The organism is Cohnella massiliensis (genome assembly GCF_900169535.1).
Classification (GTDB): domain Bacteria; phylum Bacillota; class Bacilli; order Paenibacillales; family Paenibacillaceae; genus Cohnella; species Cohnella algarum.
In genome coordinates, this window is sequence record NZ_LT821259.1 from 1,677,997 (window position 1) to 1,697,357 (window position 19,361).

The 19,361-nt window shown below is 58.2% G+C and carries 18 protein-coding genes; all 18 read left to right on the top strand.

The features are described 5' to 3' along the window. The first annotated feature begins 31 nt into the window (after positions 1-31). Positions 32-2,908 (top strand): ATP-dependent DNA helicase DinG, encoded by a 2,877-nt coding sequence (gene dinG, locus B7E11_RS21645; RefSeq protein WP_080838769.1) that lies wholly within the window; start codon positions 32-34, stop codon positions 2,906-2,908. A gap of 36 nt (positions 2,909-2,944) precedes the next feature. Further along, the gene (locus B7E11_RS21650) at positions 2,945-3,607 is read left to right on the top strand and encodes a redox-sensing transcriptional repressor Rex (protein WP_080838771.1); all 663 of its coding nucleotides are present in this window, start codon (positions 2,945-2,947) and stop codon (positions 3,605-3,607) included. Further along, positions 3,604-4,908, top strand: coding sequence for an amidohydrolase (locus tag B7E11_RS21655; RefSeq protein ID WP_080838773.1), 1,305 nt, complete (start codon positions 3,604-3,606; stop codon positions 4,906-4,908). Before B7E11_RS21650 ends, B7E11_RS21655 begins: the two co-directional genes overlap by 4 nt. Next, complete coding sequence (locus tag B7E11_RS21660; protein ID WP_080838775.1) at positions 4,905-5,441, top strand: cell wall elongation regulator TseB-like domain-containing protein; 537 nt, start codon at positions 4,905-4,907, stop codon at positions 5,439-5,441. Before B7E11_RS21655 ends, B7E11_RS21660 begins: the two co-directional genes overlap by 4 nt. Before the next feature lie 200 nt (positions 5,442-5,641). Further along, the gene (locus tag B7E11_RS21665) at positions 5,642-6,175 is read left to right on the top strand and encodes a hypothetical protein (RefSeq protein ID WP_080838777.1); all 534 of its coding nucleotides are present in this window, start codon (positions 5,642-5,644) and stop codon (positions 6,173-6,175) included. 1 nt (position 6,176) lies between these two features. Beyond that, positions 6,177-7,664 carry an AAA family ATPase gene (locus tag B7E11_RS21670; RefSeq protein WP_176220951.1) on the top strand — a complete coding sequence of 496 codons (1,488 nt, stop codon included), beginning with the start codon at positions 6,177-6,179 and terminating at the stop codon, positions 7,662-7,664. Positions 7,665-7,911: 247 nt separating this feature from the next. After that, positions 7,912-8,478 (top strand): RNA polymerase sigma factor, encoded by a 567-nt coding sequence (locus B7E11_RS21675; RefSeq protein WP_176220849.1) that lies wholly within the window; start codon positions 7,912-7,914, stop codon positions 8,476-8,478. Next, positions 8,462-9,682 carry a hypothetical protein gene (locus B7E11_RS21680; protein ID WP_139787276.1) on the top strand — a complete coding sequence of 407 codons (1,221 nt, stop codon included), beginning with the start codon at positions 8,462-8,464 and terminating at the stop codon, positions 9,680-9,682. Before B7E11_RS21675 ends, B7E11_RS21680 begins: the two co-directional genes overlap by 17 nt. Positions 9,683-9,689: 7 nt before the next feature. Next, the gene (locus tag B7E11_RS29720; RefSeq protein ID WP_176220850.1) at positions 9,690-9,854 is read left to right on the top strand and encodes a hypothetical protein; all 165 of its coding nucleotides are present in this window, start codon (positions 9,690-9,692) and stop codon (positions 9,852-9,854) included. A gap of 266 nt (positions 9,855-10,120) precedes the next feature. Next, positions 10,121-10,861 (top strand): transposase, encoded by a 741-nt coding sequence (locus B7E11_RS21685; protein WP_240353221.1) that lies wholly within the window; start codon positions 10,121-10,123, stop codon positions 10,859-10,861. A gap of 20 nt (positions 10,862-10,881) precedes the next feature. Continuing rightward, a complete protein-coding gene (locus tag B7E11_RS30425) occupies positions 10,882-11,220 on the top strand; it encodes a hypothetical protein (RefSeq protein WP_240353220.1) in 339 nt (112 codons plus the stop codon). 1,020 nt (positions 11,221-12,240) lie between these two features. Beyond that, on the top strand, positions 12,241-13,353 hold the full coding sequence (hisC, locus tag B7E11_RS21690) for a histidinol-phosphate transaminase (RefSeq protein WP_420830696.1): 1,113 nt from the start codon (positions 12,241-12,243) through the stop codon (positions 13,351-13,353). Positions 13,354-13,486: 133 nt separating this feature from the next. Further along, a complete protein-coding gene (locus B7E11_RS21695; RefSeq protein ID WP_080838784.1) occupies positions 13,487-14,359 on the top strand; it encodes a 3-hydroxyacyl-CoA dehydrogenase family protein in 873 nt (290 codons plus the stop codon). Further along, positions 14,356-15,576, top strand: a complete 1,221-nt coding sequence (locus B7E11_RS21700; RefSeq protein ID WP_080838785.1) for an acetate kinase — start codon at positions 14,356-14,358, stop codon at positions 15,574-15,576. The genes B7E11_RS21695 and B7E11_RS21700 overlap by 4 nt, the downstream gene beginning before the upstream one ends. 43 nt (positions 15,577-15,619) lie before the next feature. Beyond that, a complete protein-coding gene (locus tag B7E11_RS21705) occupies positions 15,620-16,339 on the top strand; it encodes a DnaD domain-containing protein (protein ID WP_080838787.1) in 720 nt (239 codons plus the stop codon). 164 nt (positions 16,340-16,503) lie between these two features. Further along, positions 16,504-17,403, top strand: a complete 900-nt coding sequence (gene dpsA / locus B7E11_RS21710; RefSeq protein ID WP_080838789.1) for a dipicolinate synthase subunit DpsA — start codon at positions 16,504-16,506, stop codon at positions 17,401-17,403. Then, positions 17,400-17,996, top strand: a complete 597-nt coding sequence (locus tag B7E11_RS21715; protein WP_080838791.1) for a dipicolinate synthase subunit B — start codon at positions 17,400-17,402, stop codon at positions 17,994-17,996. Before dpsA ends, B7E11_RS21715 begins: the two co-directional genes overlap by 4 nt. Before the next feature lie 90 nt (positions 17,997-18,086). Continuing rightward, positions 18,087-19,304, top strand: a complete 1,218-nt coding sequence (dapG, locus tag B7E11_RS21720) for an aspartate kinase (RefSeq protein WP_080838793.1) — start codon at positions 18,087-18,089, stop codon at positions 19,302-19,304. Positions 19,305-19,361: the final 57 nt, after the last annotated feature.

Consider the following 19,361-nt stretch of genomic DNA (forward strand, 5'->3'; position numbering starts at 1 on the left):
TCGGCTTAAAGCCACCGAAAGGAAGTCAGGCATGAACTTTGCCGTTCTCGATTTTGAAACGACGGGAACTTCATCCGATAAAGACGAAATCATCCAGGCCGGCATCGTGGTGATCGACGAGGCGGGGAAGGTCCTGCGGACCTTTTCCTCCCTCGTAAAGCCGGAAAAGCCGATTCCGGAATGGATCAGCCGGCTGACCGGGATCGACGACGCGCTCGTTGCCGACGCTCCGGGAATCGACGAGGCGCTGCCGCAAATCGTGCCGCTGCTCGAGGATGCGGTATTGGTCGCGCACAACGTCGGCTTCGACGCCGCTTTTTTGCAAGCCGCTCTCGATCGATGCGGCTATTTGCCTTTTTCCGGAAGAATGCTCGACACGCTCGACCTGGCCAAAATCGCTTTCCCCACGATGCCTTCGTACCGGCTTTCCGCGTTGACGCTTCAACTGGAATTGAATCACGATCGCCCCCATCAAGCGGACAGCGACGCTTCGGCTACGGCGGACTTGTTCGTGCGCTGCCTGGAACGGTTGAAGTCGATTCCGCTTCTGACGCTGCAAAGGGTGGCCGCGCTGTTCGATCGCGAGCAAAGCGATACCGGCTGGCTGCTGGCCGAAATCGCCGCCGCGAGGGAGGCCGTTTTCGCCCCGGACGAACAAGAGTACGAATATTACCGGCAATTCGCGCTTCGCGTAAAGGATTGGCTCGACGACGAAACGGGAAAAGCCGAACCGGAGTCCGAAAATGCGGAGCGGGCGACCGGCCTTGCCGAGGAAGCGGGCTTTGCCGGATTTTTGGAAGCGATTCAGGGCAAGCTTCGCGAACTGCTGCCGACTTACGAGCCCAGAACCGGCCAGGAAATCATGTTCGGGCAAGTGCTGGACGCCTTGGAAAAAGACGCCCACCTGCTCGTCGAGGCGGGAACCGGCACCGGAAAATCGCTCGGATATTTGATTCCTGCTCTCTATTATGGATTGAAAGAATCAAAAAAAATCATGGTCAGCACCCATACGATCCAATTGCAGGAGCAGCTGCGCCAACGGGATTTGCCGCTTTTGCAGCAGGTGCTTCCGGTGCCGTTCAAGGCGGCCGTCTTCAAGGGCCGAAGCAATTATTTATGCCTGCGCAAATTCGAGCAGCAGCTGCAAATTCCCGAATACGCCATGAGCAAGGAAGAAGCGGTCGTCCGCGCTCAGATGACGGTCTGGCTGGCGGATACCGAACGCGGCGAGGCGGAGGAGCTGAATTTGAACGGCCGCGCGAAAGACGAGTGGACCGCGGTCGCGAGCGACGCGGATTCCTGCCTGAATCGAAGCTGCCCGTGGTTTCGCAAATGCTTTTACCACCGGTCGCGCAACGAGGCCGGCAAAGCGGATTTGATCATTACGAATCACGCGATGCTGTTTACCGACCTGCGCGCGGAAAACCGGCTTCTCCCCGCGTACAGCCAGCTGATCGTGGACGAGGCCCATCATCTGGAGGAAGTGGCGAGCCACCATCTCGGCCAGAAAACGGCTTACGGGTCGCTGCAAAATCCGTTATACCGGCTCATGAAGGACGCCCGGACCGGATTGCTCCCGCAGCTGATCGGGCAGCTCGCTTCCGATCCGGACAAAGACGCCCAAGCCTGGACGGAAAAACTGGAAGAGGCCGTTCCGAAAATTCAGGACATCCGCGAAAGCTGGGAACGCTGGACGGATCGCCTGTTCGCCATGCTGGCGAAGCTTTCGGCCTCCGACGAGACGGGAAGCTTGTCGTACCGGATCAAGCCGGATCAGCTCCCCGACGAGTGGGAGGCGGCCCAGACCGACGGCCGCAATGTCATTCAGCTGCTGTCGGATTTGATCAAACCGCTCGAAAAAATGCTCCCGGACATTCGGGAACGGGCGGACGAGCTTCCGCTGCAAAGCCTGCTCACCGACCTGAACGGCGCGGTCAAGGATTTGGCGGCCGTGAAGGCGGAGCTGCAATCGTTCGTCACGCTTGCGGATCCGGATTTCGTATACTGGCTTGAAGGGCAAACGCAATACCGCAGCCGGTCCGTCTCGATGTACGGCGTTCCGGCCGACGTCAGCGGAAAGTTGAAGGAATACATTTTCGACCGCAAATCGAGCGTCGTGATGACTTCCGCCACGCTGACCGTCGACAAATCGTTTCATTACGTCACCGAGCAGCTCGGCTTGACGCAAGCGGACAAAGCCGGAAAGCTGATGACGGCCCAGCTTCCGTCCCCGTTCAACTACCGGGAGCAATCGCTCGTGCTCATTCCCCGCGATTTTCCGAACATCCGGGGGCGCGACGGGGAGGATCGGTTCACCGAGGCGCTGATCGGTTCGCTGGCGGACGTCGCCCGCGCGACGGGCGGCCGCATGCTCGTTCTTTTCACTTCGTACCGAATGCTTAAAGCGGTGCACGGCCCGCTGAAGGATCTGCTGGCTCCCGCCGGCATCGAAGTGCTCGGGCAAGGGATCGACGGCAGCAGCCGCAGCGGCCTGACCCGGCAGTTCCGGGAGCAGCCCTCGTCCGTGCTGCTCGGCACGAGCAGCTTCTGGGAGGGCGTCGACATCCCGGGAGACGCGCTGACGTGCCTCGCGATCGTAAGGCTCCCCTTCCAGCCGCCGAACCATCCGGTAGCCGAGGCCAAATCGGAGCGCCTGGCGGCCGAACGGAAAAATCCGTTCATGAAGCTGTCGCTGCCCCAGGCGGTCATTCGGTTCAAGCAAGGGTTCGGCCGTCTCGTCCGGACGACCAGCGACAAAGGCATTGTCATCCTGTACGATACGCGCGTGCTGGAAACGAATTACGGCAAGCACTTTTTATATTCGCTGCCCGGGCCGAAAATGGAGCATTTGCCGGCCTCCGGGCTTGTCGGGCGAATCCGCGATTGGCTCGGGCAGGCGCACGAATAGCGGTCATTCTATCATAAGCAGACAGGGGGGAATCGGATGAAGCAGGATAAAATTTCCGAAGTCGTTGTCCGGCGCTTGCCGATCTACTTGCGCTATTTGGACGAACTGCACAGAAGCGACGTTCAGACGGTGTCGTCGCAGGATTTGGGCGAAAAGCTGGACCTCAATCCGGCCCAAATTCGCAAAGACCTCGCTTATTTCGGCGACTTCGGCCGCAAGGGAGTCGGGTATAACGTTCCATATTTGATCGAAAAAATCCGCCACATTTTGAAGCTCGACCGGCCGCTTTTCGTCGCCCTTGTCGGAACGGGCAATCTCGGACGGGCGCTTTGCAATTACAATATGTATTTGAAAGAAAACATGAAAATCACCGCCGTTTTCGACCGCGAGCCTTCGCAAATCGGAAAGACGATCAACAATTTGACGATTCTCCCGATGGAAAAATTAAACGAAACCGTCAAGGAGAAAAACATTACGATCGGCATCATTACGGTGCCGGCGTCCGAGGCGCAAAACGTCGCCGACCAGTTCGTCGCCGCCGGCATCCGGGGCATCCTCAATTTCGCCCCGACCGTCATTCGCACGCCGCCCGACACGCGGCTGCATCAGTCCGATTTTACCGCGGATCTGTTCAGCCTGGCATATTACATGAACCGCGACGAAGAAAATCAAACCGATGAGGGGAATCGTGAACCATGAAACGTTGGCTGATCGAGAACGCAATTTTGATTACGATGGATCCGCAGCGGCCGGTCGTGAACGGCTGGATGGCGGTCGAAGGAACCGCGATCGCGGCGATCGGCGACGGAGCCGCGCCGGAGAAGGAAAAACGGACGGCGGAAGAGACGATCGACGGACGCGGCCATCTTTTTATGCCCGGTCTCATCAACACGCACGGCCACGCGGCGATGACGCTGCTTCGAGGGCTCGCGGACGACCTGAATTTGCAGGACTGGCTGCAAAATCATATGTGGCCGATGGAAGCGAAATTCACGGGCGACGACGTTTACTGGGGCACTTCGCTGGCCGCGGCGGAAATGATTTTGAGCGGCACGACGACGTTCGTGGACATGTACGACCATATGGACCGGGTGGCGGAAGTCGTCAGGGACTCCGGGCTGCGGGCTAGTCTTACGCGGGGCGTGATCGGACTGTGCCCTCCCGACGTTCAGCAGGCCAAGCTGGACAACGCTGTCGGGTTCGCCAAAGATTGGCACGGAGAAGCGGACGGCCGGATTCAGGTGATGATGTCTCCGCATGCGCCATATACCTGCCCGCCGGATTACATTGAAAAGATCGTCGCCGCCGCTCACGAACTCGGACTTCCGCTACATACGCACATGTCCGAGACCGAAGCGGAAGTCGAGCAAAACGTCCGCGACTACGGCGTTCGCCCGGTCGAGCATCTGGACCGTCTCGGCCTGTTTTCGCGGCCTGCTCTCGTCGCCCACGCCGTGCATCTGACCGACGAGGAAATCGCGCTGCTCGCTAATCGCAACGTGGCGGTGTCGCACAACCCGGTAAGCAATTTGAAGCTGGCCAGCGGCGTCGCCCGCGTTCCGGAGCTGCTGCGGGCCGGGGTGACGGTATCGCTCGGCACCGACGGGGCCGCAAGCAACAACAATCTCGACCTTTTCGAAGAGATCCGGATGGCCGCGCTTCTTCACAAAGGCGTCTCGAAGGTGCCGACGGTCGTTCCCGCCGCGGAGGCGCTTCGCCTCGGCACGTCGTACGGCGCGAAGGCGATCGGGCTCGAAGGGGTAACGGGCATGCTGAAGCCGGGACTTAAAGCGGATTTCATCGCCGTATCCATCGAAAAGGCTCACTTCGTTCCGGCTACCGATTACGTTTCCCATCTCGTTTACGCCGCTTCCGGCGCCGACGTCGCCCATATGTGGGTGGACGGCCGCCAGCTGATGCGCAATCGGGAGCTGCTCACGCTCGACGTCGAACGGATTCGCCGCGAGGCGCAGCGCTGCTTCGAAAGGCTGCGTGCGTGACGGTGAGCCGCAGCGACCATTACCGGAGATCGGCCCGGATCTCGCCGCTTCGCTGGATTGTGCTGACCGTAAGCTTCGTTCTCCTGCTCCTGCTTCTGCTCGTGATGACGGTCCGCAACGCCGATGCCGATTACCGCAGGGACGAGGCGGAAGCGATCGAACTCGCCAAAACGGAAGCGGGCCTGACTTCGATCGATTCGGCCGTCAAGCATGTTTGGGAGGAAACGGTTTGGGTCGTCATCGGCAAGGACGCGGAAGGCGTCGCCCGGATCGTATGGGTGCGGGAGTCGGGGGCGGCGAACGATGCCCTGGCCAACGGCTTGTCGCAGGACCAGGCCGAGCAGCGGTTCGCTTCCGAGCGTCCCGGCGCGAAAATCGTCCGCATCCTTCCCGGCTGGTTTCAGGATCGGCCGGCTTGGGAAATTCGTTATGTTGCCGATCCGGAGACGGAACGGCAGGCGATCGATTTTTACGCGTTCGAGGACGGTGCCAAGCTGAAAACGTACGAACTGCCGGGCCGCACGGCCGGTTGAAACGTTCCGAACGAAGAAACGCGCCGCACGCAAAGCCTTCAGGCTCTTATCGAGGAGCCCGAAGGCTTTTTTTGCGCGTTCGGCTGGGATCGCTGCCAACGATTAGCTGACGATGAATCTATCGAAATATGATATACTCATTGATGTACAAATGGTATATCCGATGATCATAAAAATAAGAGCAAGGAGGACATTGCGGCATGAAATTGAAAATAGGACCGACGGTCACGACGGCCGCGTTGTCCGCGGTTTTGTTGTTTGGCGGTTGGTACGGTTACCGGCACTACGGGGTGGAGCAGCCTTTGGACCGGATCGCGGAATCGGTGCCGGGCGTGGAGTCCGCCGAGTCGAGCATGAGCGGAAACGACGTTACGCTCAAGGTCGGCCTGGCCGCGGACGCGAATTTGGCCGAGGTGTACAAAAAGGTGACCGAGCAGGGCGCATCGTCGATCGGGTCGAAGACGCTGCAATTCGTCGTGGACGGCGGAACGAACGACGATCTGGAGCATATTTGGAGCCAGGCGCTGTTCGACGTCGCCGAAGCGATGGATAAAGGGCAGTATTCGGACGTTCGCGACGCGATGGCGTCGCTGGCGGAACGATATCCGAATCTCGAAACGGCTACCGAAATGGACGACAACAACGTTTATATTACGCTTCGCAGCGGAGACGACGCGAAATTCGTCATCCTGCCTCGCCAGCCGGCCAAGTTTGGGGTGTGGCCGAATGCGTAATTTGCGAAATTACGGAAAAGAAATCGCGCTCGGCTTTTTGCCCGTGCTTGTCGTATTTTTGATCTACGCGGGGATTCCCGCGCTGCCGCTGCTGATGGGCGTTTGTCTCGTCGGCGGGCTGATGCTGGTCGCGAAAGGGCGCGGAGGCGTGGCGATGGGGGCGGCGACGCGCAAGACGCCCGCGCGCGAGCCGGAGGCGCTGACGTTCGACGATATCGGCGGGCAGGAGCAAGCCAAACGAGAATTGGTCGAAGCGCTCGAATTTCTCGTGCGAAGCGAGCAGGTCGAAAAGCTGGGCATTCGCCCGCTGAAGGGCATTTTGCTGACCGGTCCCCCCGGCACGGGCAAAACGCTGCTCGCCAAGGCGGCCGCGCAGCACACGCATTCGGCGTTCATGTCCGCTTCGGGCAGCGAATTCGTCGAGATGTACGTCGGGGTCGGCGCGGGGCGCATCCGGGACTTGTTCCAGGAAGCGAGACGGCTTGCGGCCAAACGGAAGCGGGAATCCGCGATCATCTTCATCGACGAGATCGACGGCATCGGCGGCAAGCGCGACGGCGGGCAGCAGCGGGAATACGACCAGACGCTCAATCAGCTGCTGACGGAGATGGACGGCATTCAGGGCGACGAAAAGCCGCGGGTTCTGCTCATCGCTGCGACCAACCGCAAGGAGCTGCTCGATCCCGCGCTGCTCCGGCCGGGGCGGTTCGACCGGCATATTCAGGTCGATATGCCGGACCGTAAAGGGCGCGAGCACATTTTGCGGCTGCACGCCCGCAACAAGCCGATTGCCGGGGAAGTGTCGCTCGCCAAAATCGCCGAGGAGACGTTCGGCTTTTCCGGCGCGCAGCTGGAAAGCGTCATGAACGAGGCGGCGATCTACGCGATGAGAGAAGAGAGCGAGAAGCTGGAAGCTGCTCATTTCGGCAAAGCGATCGACAAGGTGATGATGGGCGAGCGGATGGACCGCGAAACGACGCGCGAGGAACGCGAGCGCGTGGCGATTCACGAGCTCGGTCACGCCATCGTGGCCGAAACGGTGCGTCCCGGCAGCGTGGCGCAGGTGTCGCTGACGCCGAGGGGCGGCGCGCTCGGCTACGTCCGCCATCATCCGGCGAAGGACAGCTATTTGTACACGAAAGAAACGCTCGAGGATCAGATTATGATCGCGCTCGGCGGCGCCGTTGCCGAAGAGTTGAATTACGGAGGCCGGAGCACGGGCTCGAAAGGCGATTTCGAGCAGGCGACGAACATCGTCCGCACATTGATCGAATCCGGCATGTCGGGGCTCGGCATCGTCCACCCGCAAGCCGTGACGACGGAGCAATGGTCGCAGGAGAACGCGGTCATTCTCGGAGAGCTGACCGAACGGACTCGCGAGCTGCTCCGCGGCCATCTTGAAACGTTCAAACGGCTGCTGGCCGTGCTGATTCGGGAGGAAACGCTCTCCGGCGAGCAGTTGAGAGAGCAGTTGAAGCAGGCAGCCTGACGCCTGGCAAGGGGCGTCCCAAAAGGTCATCGAGACCGGAGGGGCGTCCCTTTCTGCTTTTTCGATGATAAAGAAGAAACCGGACCTGAAATATGTTAGCATAGTAAAAGGTTCGAACGGGCCCGTTTTAAAAACGACATTCCTTGTCCCTAAGGGCGGCGAAGCCGTTTTTGCCGGGCAGCGATCTTTTTTATGAAATCTTTAAACTTGTGCGCTTGCCGGATCGTCGAATAAAGAGGTGGAAGGCTTGAACTCCGAAGCGAATTTCGATTATTTAAAATACATGACCGAATCCGAGGACCGCAAAGCGCTGTTGAACGAGCTGATGAGCGCTTACGGCAAGGAAGTATGGAACTACGCCTTCAGCATTACGCGAAAATGGGATATGGCGGACGATATCACGCAGGAAGTTTTCATCAAAGTATACAAAAACCTGCACGCCTTCCGCAGCGATTCGTCCGTCAAGACGTGGCTGCTCACCATTACGCGCAATACGGCGATCGATTTCAAGCGGTCGGCTTTCCTGCGGAAGGTGACGCTCACGGACCGGATCGGCGATTCCGCCGGCGTCCGGTTATCCGCCGAGCACGATGCGCTCGAACAGCTGGCCTCCAGCGAAATATGGAAGCTCGTGCTGGAGCTTCCCGTCAAATATCGCGAAGTCCTTATTTTATACGCTCATCATCAAATGTCGCTGAAGGAAATCGCGGACATGCTCGGCGTTACCGAAGGAACGGTAAAATCGCGCATGTTCCACGCCCGCCGGAAACTATCGAAGATGAAGGGACGACTTGGCCATGGATCTGATCGATAAAGAGCTCGAACAACAGTTGGCTGGCGATCCGCTGAGAAGGCACGGCTTTGACGAACGTTTGCGGCGCCGTATCGAGGAACGGCTGGACGGCCCCGCGCGCAACCGGAAGGAAGGAATTCGTTTCGGGTGGAAGGGCGCAGGCGCGGCTTTGGCCGCGGTCGTTCTCGTCGCCGCGGGGATCGGACTGTGGAACGGCTCCGATTTGCGCAGCGTCGACCAAGCCTCGCCGACCGCTTCCGTCAGCGCTTCCGGCGAACCCGTCGAAGCGTTGGCGGCGAATAACGAAACGATTGCCTCCGCGCTGTTGATCGGCATTCGCAACGACGAGAACGGAGATGGCGCCAGCTCATACCGGACCGTGCTCGTCGCGCCGGAGGAAAACAAGCTGGAAGTCGTGGCGGAGGGAGACGGCATTCTGATGCCGTACAGACAGGATTTTTGGAAAATCGAAGCGATTCAACCCGCAGAGGGTTCGGATTCGCAGCTGCTGCGAGCTTACAAGGCGGAAGGAACGGCCGCTTCGGAGGCGATTGCTTCGTCCGTTACGGCCAGGGAAGCCGTCGTGGAGAAACTTCTGTACGCCGGCAATCAGTACGTATCGCTGTCGAAGCGGGTGCTTTCGCCCGAACGGGACGCGGAAGCGGACGAATATTTCTTCGTCAAAAACGTGGAGCAGCTGACCGCGAATTTGCAAACCGTATTCGAGCCGAGTCTCGAACCGTTTGCCGCATTCGAAGACGTGGCGCAAAGCGTGCCGACCGCGGAAAAAGAGCCGGCCCTATCGCGCACGGTGCAATGGTCGATCGTCAGGGAGCCCGGGCAATGGGTAGCGGTCGGATTCGCCGGATCGGAGTCGCTCCGTCCGGTCGATGCCGATACCTCCGAGGAAATCGCCGTCGCGCTGCCGGAAACAGTCGTTCAGAGCGACGAGCTTGCGCTGTCCTGGGAGCAGATTCGGCAAATCGAGCCGAAGGCCGAAGACGCCTTTACCTCTCCGCGGGAGGATGTGCTCGCCGTCGTGCTGCCGAACGAAATCGACGTTTATCCTTACAAGCAGAAAAGCGGTCAGTCCGTGACTCTTGCGCTCGCGCCGACGGAATCCGTCGTCATGGTGCAGTGGGCGGCGTCGGAAAGCTACGTAGAGTCCTGGAAGCAGCGGGTGGCGGACATTCTCGCAGACGGCGGCGCGCCGGATCGGAGCTGAACTGAGTTTGGCAGAAGCCGAGCCGAAGCCGAACGGAGCGGAGCCGAGCCGAAGCCGAACGGAACGGAGCCGAGCCGAAGCCGGACGGAGCGAAGCCGAGCCGAAACCGAACGGAGCTGAGCCGAGCCGAAGCCGAACGGAGCTGAGCCGAGCCGAAGCCGAACGGAGCTGAGCCGAGCCGAAGCCGAACGGAACGAAGCCGAGCCGAAACGGAAATTGAACCGAGCGGGAACTGAACGGAAGCTCGGCGAAGCGCGGAACTTGGCGAAATCGCAATTCGCGCGAAGGTTAGGACGCATGGCGGATTGCGCTTGGAATTGGATGGCTTTGCCTTTAGGGCAGAGCCCTTTTTTTCTACGACAGCATAATTAACTAACAGGATTTTCCTGGAGGATGTCGAATACATAAGGGACACAAAATAAGTTGGAGTGTGCCCTTATGCTTTCGAAAAATCGCCTCGGCGCCGCGCCGAAAATCTATTTCCGACCCGAGTTGACTAACTGCCCGCATTGCGGGGTCAAGCTTAAGCGATCCCATACCGCCTGGAACAAAAAAATCACTACACTAACTGGTGTTATTCATGCCTGGAGCATGGCCTACATGTGTCCTAATGCAAGCTGCGTTCACACAGGCGTAGCCTATAAATCAGCGGAAGCCGAAATGCTGAGCATGAAGTATTCTTCTTATGGCTACGATGTGCTCGGCCTCGTTGGGGAGTTGCGTTTTAAGCAGCACCGCACGTGTAAAGAGATTGCAGAGTTGCTAAACGAGCGCGGGATTGTAGCTAGTGAGCGATATGCGCAAACACTCTATGAACGCTATCAAACCCTGCTGGCGGCCAGTCTTGACGAGCATGTAAGACAAAGCTTGGCGGAAACCACGGCACAAAATGGCGGCATCATTCTCTCCATGGACGGCGTCCAGCCGGAAAAAGGAAATGAGATGCTCTATGTCATTCGAGAGGTGTTCAGTGGCACAGTTTTGGCGGCTCAGAACATGAAAAGCGGAGCCGCTGGCGAATTACGCAGCCTCATCGAGCCAATTATTGAGTTGGGCTTCCCCGTCGTCGGAATCGTCAGTGACGGACAAGTTTCCATTCGTCAGGCATTCGAAACGCTTCTGCCGGATGTGCCGTATCCCAGTACCACTACCTTAAAGATATTGCCAAACCTGTTGTAGATGCGGATCGCAAACTCAAGATGGAGCTAAAGAAGAGCATGCGCGGCTTGCGGGAAGTCGAAAGGAAGATCGAGCAAGTTGAGAAGAATGCCGTGGAAGCTGCTCAAGCAAACGAAGGCGTAGCCACAGACACTTCATGTGTTAGGGCGGAAACCATTGCAAGCGAAGCGCAGGTTGCAAAAGGTTATGTCGCTGCGGTTCGCGCTCTGCTTCTGGAGGACGGGGAACCGCCGCTCAAATTGCCCGGGATGCTTATTTATGAACGAGCTCAAGCCATACAGGCGTCGCTTGCGCGGTGCTTGACTAAAAAAAGAGCCTCATCTCCTCCAAGGTCTGGTCAGAATTTTCAGCAAACTTGATGAGCAGGCTACCAGATATGCGTCTGTCGTTCGCTGGGCTACACCGCTAGCCCATATCGCGGCTACCTTGGCGCCAGACGAAGACAAGACGAGCGAAACGGTTGAGTGGGAAATGACCCAATTGCTCGGGTGGCTGAACAGACTTACATCGATGAACAGGATGCCCCTATGGTGACCACTGTACTACTACTCTCGCGGCTTCTGGAAGGGACTGTTCACTAGTTACGATCACTACCACATCCCTCGTACGAACAACGATCTGGAACAGTTTTTCCGCCGAATGAAGGCTGTTCATCGCCGAATTACTGGGCTACGCAATTGGAACAGCTACATTGTGCGTAATGGAGAAATGATTGTACTTGTAGACGATGCACTTCGACAAAAACACATCATCGCCCGTTTAAGAACGGTGGGCTATGAAAAATATGCAACGCGCAAAGCACGATGGGACCGGCGGCTATCCGAAAGCGTTCAGCGTAGAAGATTTAACCGCCAGCCCATCGCTTTTCTAGAGAAACTGGAGGCACAATGGGATCAAATTATGTGAGTTAGTTAATTGTGCCGTCGTAGTTTTTTTTTCGCCTCGTGATTTGCGCTGTCCGGCGGCAGCGCAGTTGTTCGGCGACGGTCGCCTATGTTGGATTTTATCCACTCTACGGAGCGAAAAACGAAAAAACCTTGGCCTAGAGTGGATTTTATCCAACGGGAAACGGGGATTTCGGGTAAAATCTCCGAAAAGGCCTCGCCAGATTGGACAAAATCCAACGAAGGCAGCAAGTTCCGCGAAAATGCCGATTTTGATTGGACGAAATCCAACGAAGCATCGCCTAGCCCGTGCAAACCTCCGCAAGCCTCCGCAAGCCTCCGCAAGCCTCCGCAAGCCTCCGCAAGCCTTCAGAAAACCTCGCGCAAATCCTCCGCAATCATGCGGATACGCCAACCACGCCATTAGTGATTTACTAAGTTAAAGTATTAATGTATCACATGATTGATGTATTAAAGCGACAGAGAGGATGAACTATTTTGCAAAAACACGCAATCGCGGCGCGCGAAACGCTGAAGCGCATGACTCCGTACACGCCGGGCAAACCGATTTGGGAAGTGCAAAAAGAATACGGATTGGAAAAAGTCATCAAGCTGGCCTCGAACGAAAACCCGCTCGGTCCTTCCCCGAAGGCGCTCGAGGCTATCCGGCGAATGCTGCCGGAAATTCACCGTTACCCGGACAATCGGGCCTCGGCGCTCGTCGAGGAGCTCTCGTCCCATTACGGCCTGGAGAAAGAATGCCTGATCGTTTCGAACGGCGGAGACGAGCTCATTACGCTCGTTTCCGAGGCTTACTTGAATCCGGGCGACGAAATCGTCGTTCCGCAGCCGGTGTTCAGCGAGTACGAATTCGGCGCGACGTTGATGGAGGCGAATACGGTCAAGGTACCGTTGGACGAACATTGGCAGTACGACATCGATCGGCTGCTCGCCGCCGTAACGGATAAAACGAAAATCGTTTATTTATGTTCGCCCAGCAATCCGACGGGCACTTATTTGAAAAAAGACCGGCTGCGCGACTTGCTGGCAAAGCTTCCGCCCCGGGTGCTGGTTGTCCTCGATGCGGCTTACCATCCATTCGCCGACGCGCCGGACTATACGAACGGACTGGAATTCGTCAAAGAAGGCTTTCCGGTCATCGTGCTGCAAACTTTTTCGAAAATTTACGGCCTTGCCGGCATCCGCATCGGCTTCGGCGCCGCTCCCGCGGACGTGATCCGTACGCTGCTCCAGGTGAAAGAACCGTTCAACGTCAACGCGCTGGCTCAAGCCGCGGCGGTCGCAGCGCTCGGGGACGAAGCGTTCGTACAGGCTTCGATCGCGGCGAACGGGGCCGGGCGCAGGCAGTTGTACGCCGGGTTCGAGGCCCTTGGCATTTCCTTCGTTCCGAGCATGAGCAATTTCGTTTGGGTTCGGTTCGGGCCAGAGGCGGACGCGATTTACGAGGAATTGATGAAGCGGGGCATCGTCATCCGCTCCGGCCGGGGCTGGGGATTTCCCGATTATGCGCGAATTTCCGTCGGCAGCGAGGAAGATAATGAAGCGTTTCTGAACGAACTTGGCAAGCTGGCCGGGAAAATCCGTTGATTTGTGACAAAGCGGTTAACGGAATTGCCACGAGATCGTCGGTTTCGGCTGCACCCCTGGTATGTTAAGATAGTATAGAATTCGCAAGCGAACAGAGAGAAAGTTACGCGGATCGGTTGGAGGGACATACGTTATGTTTCGCAACGTTGGAGTGGTTGGAGCCGGTACGATGGGCCAGAGCATCGCGGAAATGCTCGCCGCCAAAGGATTGGACGTCCATTTGGCGGAAAAAACGCCCGAGCGCCTGCAAAACGCGCTGAACGGAATCGAAATGAGCCTGGACCGGCAAATCGAGCGCTGGGCCATTACGCAAGCCGAGAAAAAATTGATCCTGAATCGCATACATACGGAGCCTTCATTGGAACACCTGGCCGATTGCGACCTGATCATCGAAACAATCAGCGAGGATTTGGAGAGCAAACGCGCCGTGTTCGCGCAGCTCGACGGCATTTTGCCGGAAGAAACGGTCATGGCGAGCAACACGTCTACGCTTAGCCTGACGGAGCTCGCCGGAGCGACGCGCCGCCCGGAGCGGGTCATCGGCATGCACTTCGTCTATCCGGCCATTCGCGTCGACGTCGTGGAAATCATTCTCGGTTTGCAAACGTCCGACGACACGTACCGGAAGACCAAAGATTTTATCGAAAACGTATTGAACAAAAAAGGGGTCATGGTTTACGAGTCTCCCGGTTTCGTCACGACCCGGCTCATTTGTCTTCTTATTAACGAAGCGCTGCATTTGCTGGAGGAAGGGGTCGCTTCGGCCGAGGATATCGACAGCGCGATGCGGATCGGCTATCAGTTCCAGCACGGCCCGCTGGAGATGGCCGACCGCTTCGGGCTCGATTCGGTGCTCGCGGCGCTGGACCGGATGTTTCGCGAATACGGCGAGCTCAAGTATCGCCCTTCGATTTTGCTGAAAAAGAAAGTGCGGGCGGGACAGCTCGGCGTGAAGACGGGCACCGGTTTTTTTACTTACGATAAGGACGGTGACCGGATACTATGAACATCCTTGTCATTAACGCCGGAAGCTCTTCGTTGAAATATCAGCTTTACGACATGTCGAAAGAGTCGGTTTTGGCGAAAGGACTCGTCGAAAGAATCGGGATGGATTCCTCGATTCTGACGCATGAAGTGGAAGGGCAGCCGGAAGTGCGGGAAGTCAGCGAAATTTTAGAGCATACGGTTGCCGTCCGGAAGGTGCTCGACATGCTGACGCATCGCAAGTTCGGCGTATTGAGCAACGTGGGCGAGATTCAGGCCGTCGGGCACCGGGTCGTTCACGGCGGCGAAACGTTCCACGAGTCCGTGCTGATCGATTCGAACGTCAAGCTCGAAATCCGCAAGCTGTTCGATTTGGCTCCGCTGCACAATCCGGCCCACATGATGGGGATCGTCGCGGTGGAAGCCAATCTGCCGGACATTCCGCAGGCGGTCGTGTTCGATACGGCTTTCCATCAGACGATGCCGGCGACCTCGTACTTGTACGCGATTCCGACCGTGCTGTACCGCAAACACAAAATTCGCCGCTACGGCTTTCACGGAACATCGCACGATTACGTCAGCAAGATGGCCGCCGAATTTTTGGAGCGTCCGCTCGAAAGCTTGAAGCTCGTCAGCTGCCATATCGGAAACGGGGCCAGCTGCACCGCGATTCTGCACGGCAAGTCGTACGATACGAGCATGGGCATGACGCCGCTCGAGGGGCTGATGATGGGAACGCGGAGCGGGGATTTGGATCCGGCCATCGTTCCGTTTACGATCAATAAAGAAGATCTTACGCTGAACGAAGTCAATTCGATGCTCAATAAGCACAGCGGCTTGCTCGCCGTATCCGGCGTCAGCAGCGACATGCGCGAAGTGGTCCAGGCGATGAGCGAAGGGAACGAATCCGCCAAGCTTGCGTTCGATATGTACGCCTACCGCATCCGCAAATACATCGGCGCATACGCCGCGGCGATGAACGGCCTGGACGCGGTTCTGTTTACGGCCGGAGTCGGGGAAAATTCCGACATCCTCCGCAAAAAAGTTTGCGAAGGCTTGACGTTTCTCGGCCTGGAGCTCGACGAGGAGCGCAATAAAGTCCGCTCGAGCCAGGCTCGCCGAATCACGAAGGACGGTTCCAAGGTAGAAGCGCTCGTCGTGCCGACCAACGAGGAGCTGCTTATCGCGCGGGACACGTACCGTCTCGTACAGAAAACGGCCGCCGAAGCCAAGGAGTAAGGCCGCGTCGGCACGGCATACGTTCGGAGAGGAGAAGGCTTGAATGAGCGAACGCGCTGCGCTGGCCCTCGGGCTGGCGGAAGCTTATATGGACGGAGCGGTAAGCTTGCCGTACGCGTTGTTGCGAAGCTACCGGGTTCTGAACTTGACCGATACGGAATGCATGCTGGTGATCCAGTTGCTGGCCTACCGGCAATTGGAGCAAAACGATTTTCCGACGATGGAGCAGCTTCAGCAACGTCTCGGCATTTCCCAGGCGGAAGCCGGGAAAACGATGCAAAAGCTGATGCGGCTCGGCTATGTCGGCATCGACGAGGTAATCGACCCGTTGACCGGGGTCCAATCGGAGCGTTACAACCTGGCAGGGCTGTTTCGCCGGATCGGCGAGTTGCTCGCGGACGGGGAACTGCCGCCGAGAGCCGGATCGGAACAGGAGCGGCCGGAGGAAGCGCGGCCGTCCGGGAGCTTGCCGGAAGCTTTCCCGGGCGTGCCGGTCAACGGGCGCGCCCAGACCGACCTGTTCAGCGTATTCGAGCAGGAATTCGGCCGGCCGCTTACTCCGATGGAGTGCGAAACGATCGCGAACTGGATCGATCAGGACGGCTATCCGGCCGAATTGATTTTGTTCGCGCTCAAGGAAGCCGTGTTCGCGGGCAAGCTGCATTTCCGGTATATCGACCGGATTTTGCTCGAATGGAGCCGCAACCGGGTCGAGAACGTGGACGCCGCCCGCGCCCACGTGCAAAAATTCCGCGGACGTTGAACGCGACCGAAAACGAAACGAAAACCTTCTCGTTCGCCGCAGGCGGATCGGAAGGTTTTTTGCTTATCCGCGAAACGTTCCGGCTCTCTCCGTCCTCAGGCACCCGGCTTTAGGCGGCTGCATATGATGTCTTGTGTGAAGGAAAGCGGAAGGAGGGAGGCGGCATGCTTACGGGTGTGCACGTCGTTCTGGCAGGCGGAGACGCGAGGCAGCTGGAAGTGATCCAAAAACTGACGGAGCTCGACGCGACCGTTTCGATCGCCGGATTTGACAGGCTGGATACGCCGTTTCCGGGAGTCTCCAAAGCGGATTGGACGCCGGAACTGCTGAAGACGGCCGACGCTTTGCTGCTGCCCGCGGTCGGTACCGAAGACGACGGCACGATCGCGGCGATTTTTACCGATCGGGAAATGAAGCTGTCCGACGCCTATTTGGAGGAATTGCCGGATCGGAGCAAAGTTTATGCCGGGATGGCAAAGCCTTTTTTGCGAAAATTGTGCGAAAAGCACCGAATCGGCCTGGTCGAACTGTTCGAACGGGACGACGTGGCCATTTACAATTCGATTCCGACGGCGGAAGGCGCCTTGATGATGGCGATTCAAAATACCGACATTACGATTCACGGCTCCTCCTGCATCGTGCTCGGTCTGGGCCGGACCGGGCTGACGATGGCGAGGACGCTGCAAGGAGTGGGGGCCAAAGTCAAAGCCGGCGTCCGTCGCGAGGAGACGTTCGCCCGGGCTTTCGAGATGGGGTTCGAGCCTTTTCACGTAAGCGATCTGGCCCGCCAGGCCGAAGGCTGCGACTTGATTTTTAATACAATTCCGAATATGATAATCACAGCGCAGGTGATCTCCCGACTCCCCCTGCATTCCGTGATTATCGATCTGGCATCGAAGCCCGGCGGAACCGATTTCCGTTTCGCCGAGAAGCGCGGCGTCAAAGCGCTGCTGGCTCCGGGATTGCCGGGAATCGTGGCTCCGAAAACGGCCGGACGCATTATCGCGAACGGGCTAATCCAGATGATTCTGGAGGACAGCCGACTACGGGGGGAGCAGCCATGAATTGGCAGGGAATCACGTTAGGTTACGCATTGACCGGATCTCATTGCACGTTGCCGGAAGTCGTCCCGCAAATCCAGCGTTTCATCGACGCGGGGGCGAATGTCGTTCCGATCTTGTCTCCGTCGATTATGACGACCGATACGAGATTCGGAACGTCGGAGCACTGGCAGACGGAATTACGGAACATAACCGGAAACGAGCTGATCGCTTCCATCGTGGATGCGGAGCCGCTCGGTCCGAGCAAGCGGATCGACGTTTTGCTGATCTCGCCTTGCACGGGCAACACGACGAGCAAACTGGCAAACGCAATGACCGACAGCCCCGTGCTGATGGCGGCCAAGGCGCAGATGCGCAACGGCCGTCCCGTCGTTTTGGCGATTTCGACAAACGACGGCCTGGGGCTCAACGCTGCCAATATCGCGAAACTGCTCGTGGCGAAGAACATCTATTTCGTTCCGTTCGGGCAGGACAATCCGCAGACGAAGCCGAATTCGCTAGTGGCGCGAATGGATCTTGCCATGGAAGCATGCGAGGCGGCTTTGCAGGGGAAGCAGCTGCAGCCTATGCTGATCGAGCGTTTCCTGTATGCTTGAAATGAATTTAATACGCGCCATTTGTCGGACTCAGCTCGCCTTCGCCAGCTCGCGGCATTCCCATTCTGGTGACGGAGGAAGGTTTGCGTCATGATCATGGTGCAAAAATTCGGAGGGACGTCGCTGTCAGACGAGGAAGGTCGACGCAACGTCCTCCGCCATATATTGCGGGAACGGGCGGACGGCAAGCAGCTTGTCGTCGTCGTTTCCGCCATGGGCCGCAAAGGAGAGCCTTACGCGACCGATACGCTGCTCGACTGGATCGGCCGCAACGGGGACGCGCTTCCGAAGCGGGAAAAGGACCTTTTGCTAAGCTGCGGAGAGATTATTTCCGCGGCGACTTTGTGCAGTTTGCTTAACGCGTCGGGCATTTCGAGCACGGTGCTGACCGGCGGGCAGGCGGGCATTTTGACGGATGGACGGTTCGGCGCGGCCCGAATCGAGCGGATCGATCCGTCCGCGATGTTCCGGCATCTGCACGACGGCCGCGTCGTCATCGTCGCGGGCTTTCAAGGGATAACCGAGGACGGCGAAACCACGACGCTCGGGCGCGGCGGCAGCGATACGACGGCGACGGCGATCGGCGCCGCGCTTTCCGCGTCCGTCGTCGACATTTATACGGATGTCGAAGGGATCCTGACCGCCGATCCGCGGCTGGTCGCGCAGGCGAGACAGCTTTCCGTTGTAAGCTATGACGAAATTTGCAATATGGCCTATAATGGAGCCAAAGTCATTCATCCCCGTGCCGTGGAAATCGCCATGCGAGCGGGCATCCCCATTCGGGTCCGCTCGACTTTTTCCGACGGGGAAGGGACGCTCGTCACCCATGCCGACCAGGTGCGCGGCCGGAAGGATTGGAGCGACAGGACCGTTACCGGACTGGCCCACGTGCGCGGGGTGACCCAGCTGTCGATCGAGACGCTGAACAGTCCTCCGGATGTACAGGTCCGCATTTTCCGGGCGATGGCGGCGAACGGCATCAGCGTCGATTTTATCAACGTGACGCCGGCGGCCGTCGTGTATACCGTCGCCGGTTCGGACAGCGAACGCGCGAAGCGTTTGCTCGGGGACATGGGCTTCTCGCCCAAAATCCGGCCCGATTGCGCCAAAGTGGCGGTGATCGGCGGCGGCATGAACGGCGAACCCGGCGTCATGGCGCGCATCGTGGAAGCGTTGACGGAAGAAAGCATCCCAATTTTGCAATCTGCAGACTCCAATACGACGATTTGGGTGTTGGTGGCTGAAGAAGATATGGCTCTTGCCCTGCAAGCGCTGCATACGGTTTTCGGTCTGCATCTCGTTTCTTGAGCGCCGGCGTTTCCGCCTTTTGGACGAATGCGGACCGAGGCCGATTTTTTACCGCAA

Bases quoted from the DNA above. Each gene is read 5' to 3' on its own strand.
- dinG (WP_080838769.1), top strand. From the start codon at position 32: ATGAACTTTGCCGTTCTCGATTTTGAAACGACGGGAACTTCATCCGAT.
- B7E11_RS21650 (WP_080838771.1), top strand. From the start codon at position 2,945: ATGAAGCAGGATAAAATTTCCGAAGTCGTTGTCCGGCGCTTGCCGATC.
- B7E11_RS21655 (WP_080838773.1), top strand. From the start codon at position 3,604: ATGAAACGTTGGCTGATCGAGAACGCAATTTTGATTACGATGGATCCG.
- B7E11_RS21665 (WP_080838777.1), top strand. From the start codon at position 5,642: ATGAAATTGAAAATAGGACCGACGGTCACGACGGCCGCGTTGTCCGCG.
- B7E11_RS21680 (WP_139787276.1), top strand. From the start codon at position 8,462: ATGGATCTGATCGATAAAGAGCTCGAACAACAGTTGGCTGGCGATCCG.
- B7E11_RS21685 (WP_240353221.1), top strand. From the start codon at position 10,121: ATGCTTTCGAAAAATCGCCTCGGCGCCGCGCCGAAAATCTATTTCCGA.
- B7E11_RS30425 (WP_240353220.1), top strand. From the start codon at position 10,882: ATGGAGCTAAAGAAGAGCATGCGCGGCTTGCGGGAAGTCGAAAGGAAG.
- B7E11_RS21695 (WP_080838784.1), top strand. From the start codon at position 13,487: ATGTTTCGCAACGTTGGAGTGGTTGGAGCCGGTACGATGGGCCAGAGC.
- B7E11_RS21700 (WP_080838785.1), top strand. From the start codon at position 14,356: ATGAACATCCTTGTCATTAACGCCGGAAGCTCTTCGTTGAAATATCAG.
- B7E11_RS21705 (WP_080838787.1), top strand. From the start codon at position 15,620: ATGAGCGAACGCGCTGCGCTGGCCCTCGGGCTGGCGGAAGCTTATATG.
- dpsA (WP_080838789.1), top strand. From the start codon at position 16,504: ATGCTTACGGGTGTGCACGTCGTTCTGGCAGGCGGAGACGCGAGGCAG.
- B7E11_RS21715 (WP_080838791.1), top strand. From the start codon at position 17,400: ATGAATTGGCAGGGAATCACGTTAGGTTACGCATTGACCGGATCTCAT.
- dapG (WP_080838793.1), top strand. From the start codon at position 18,087: ATGATCATGGTGCAAAAATTCGGAGGGACGTCGCTGTCAGACGAGGAA.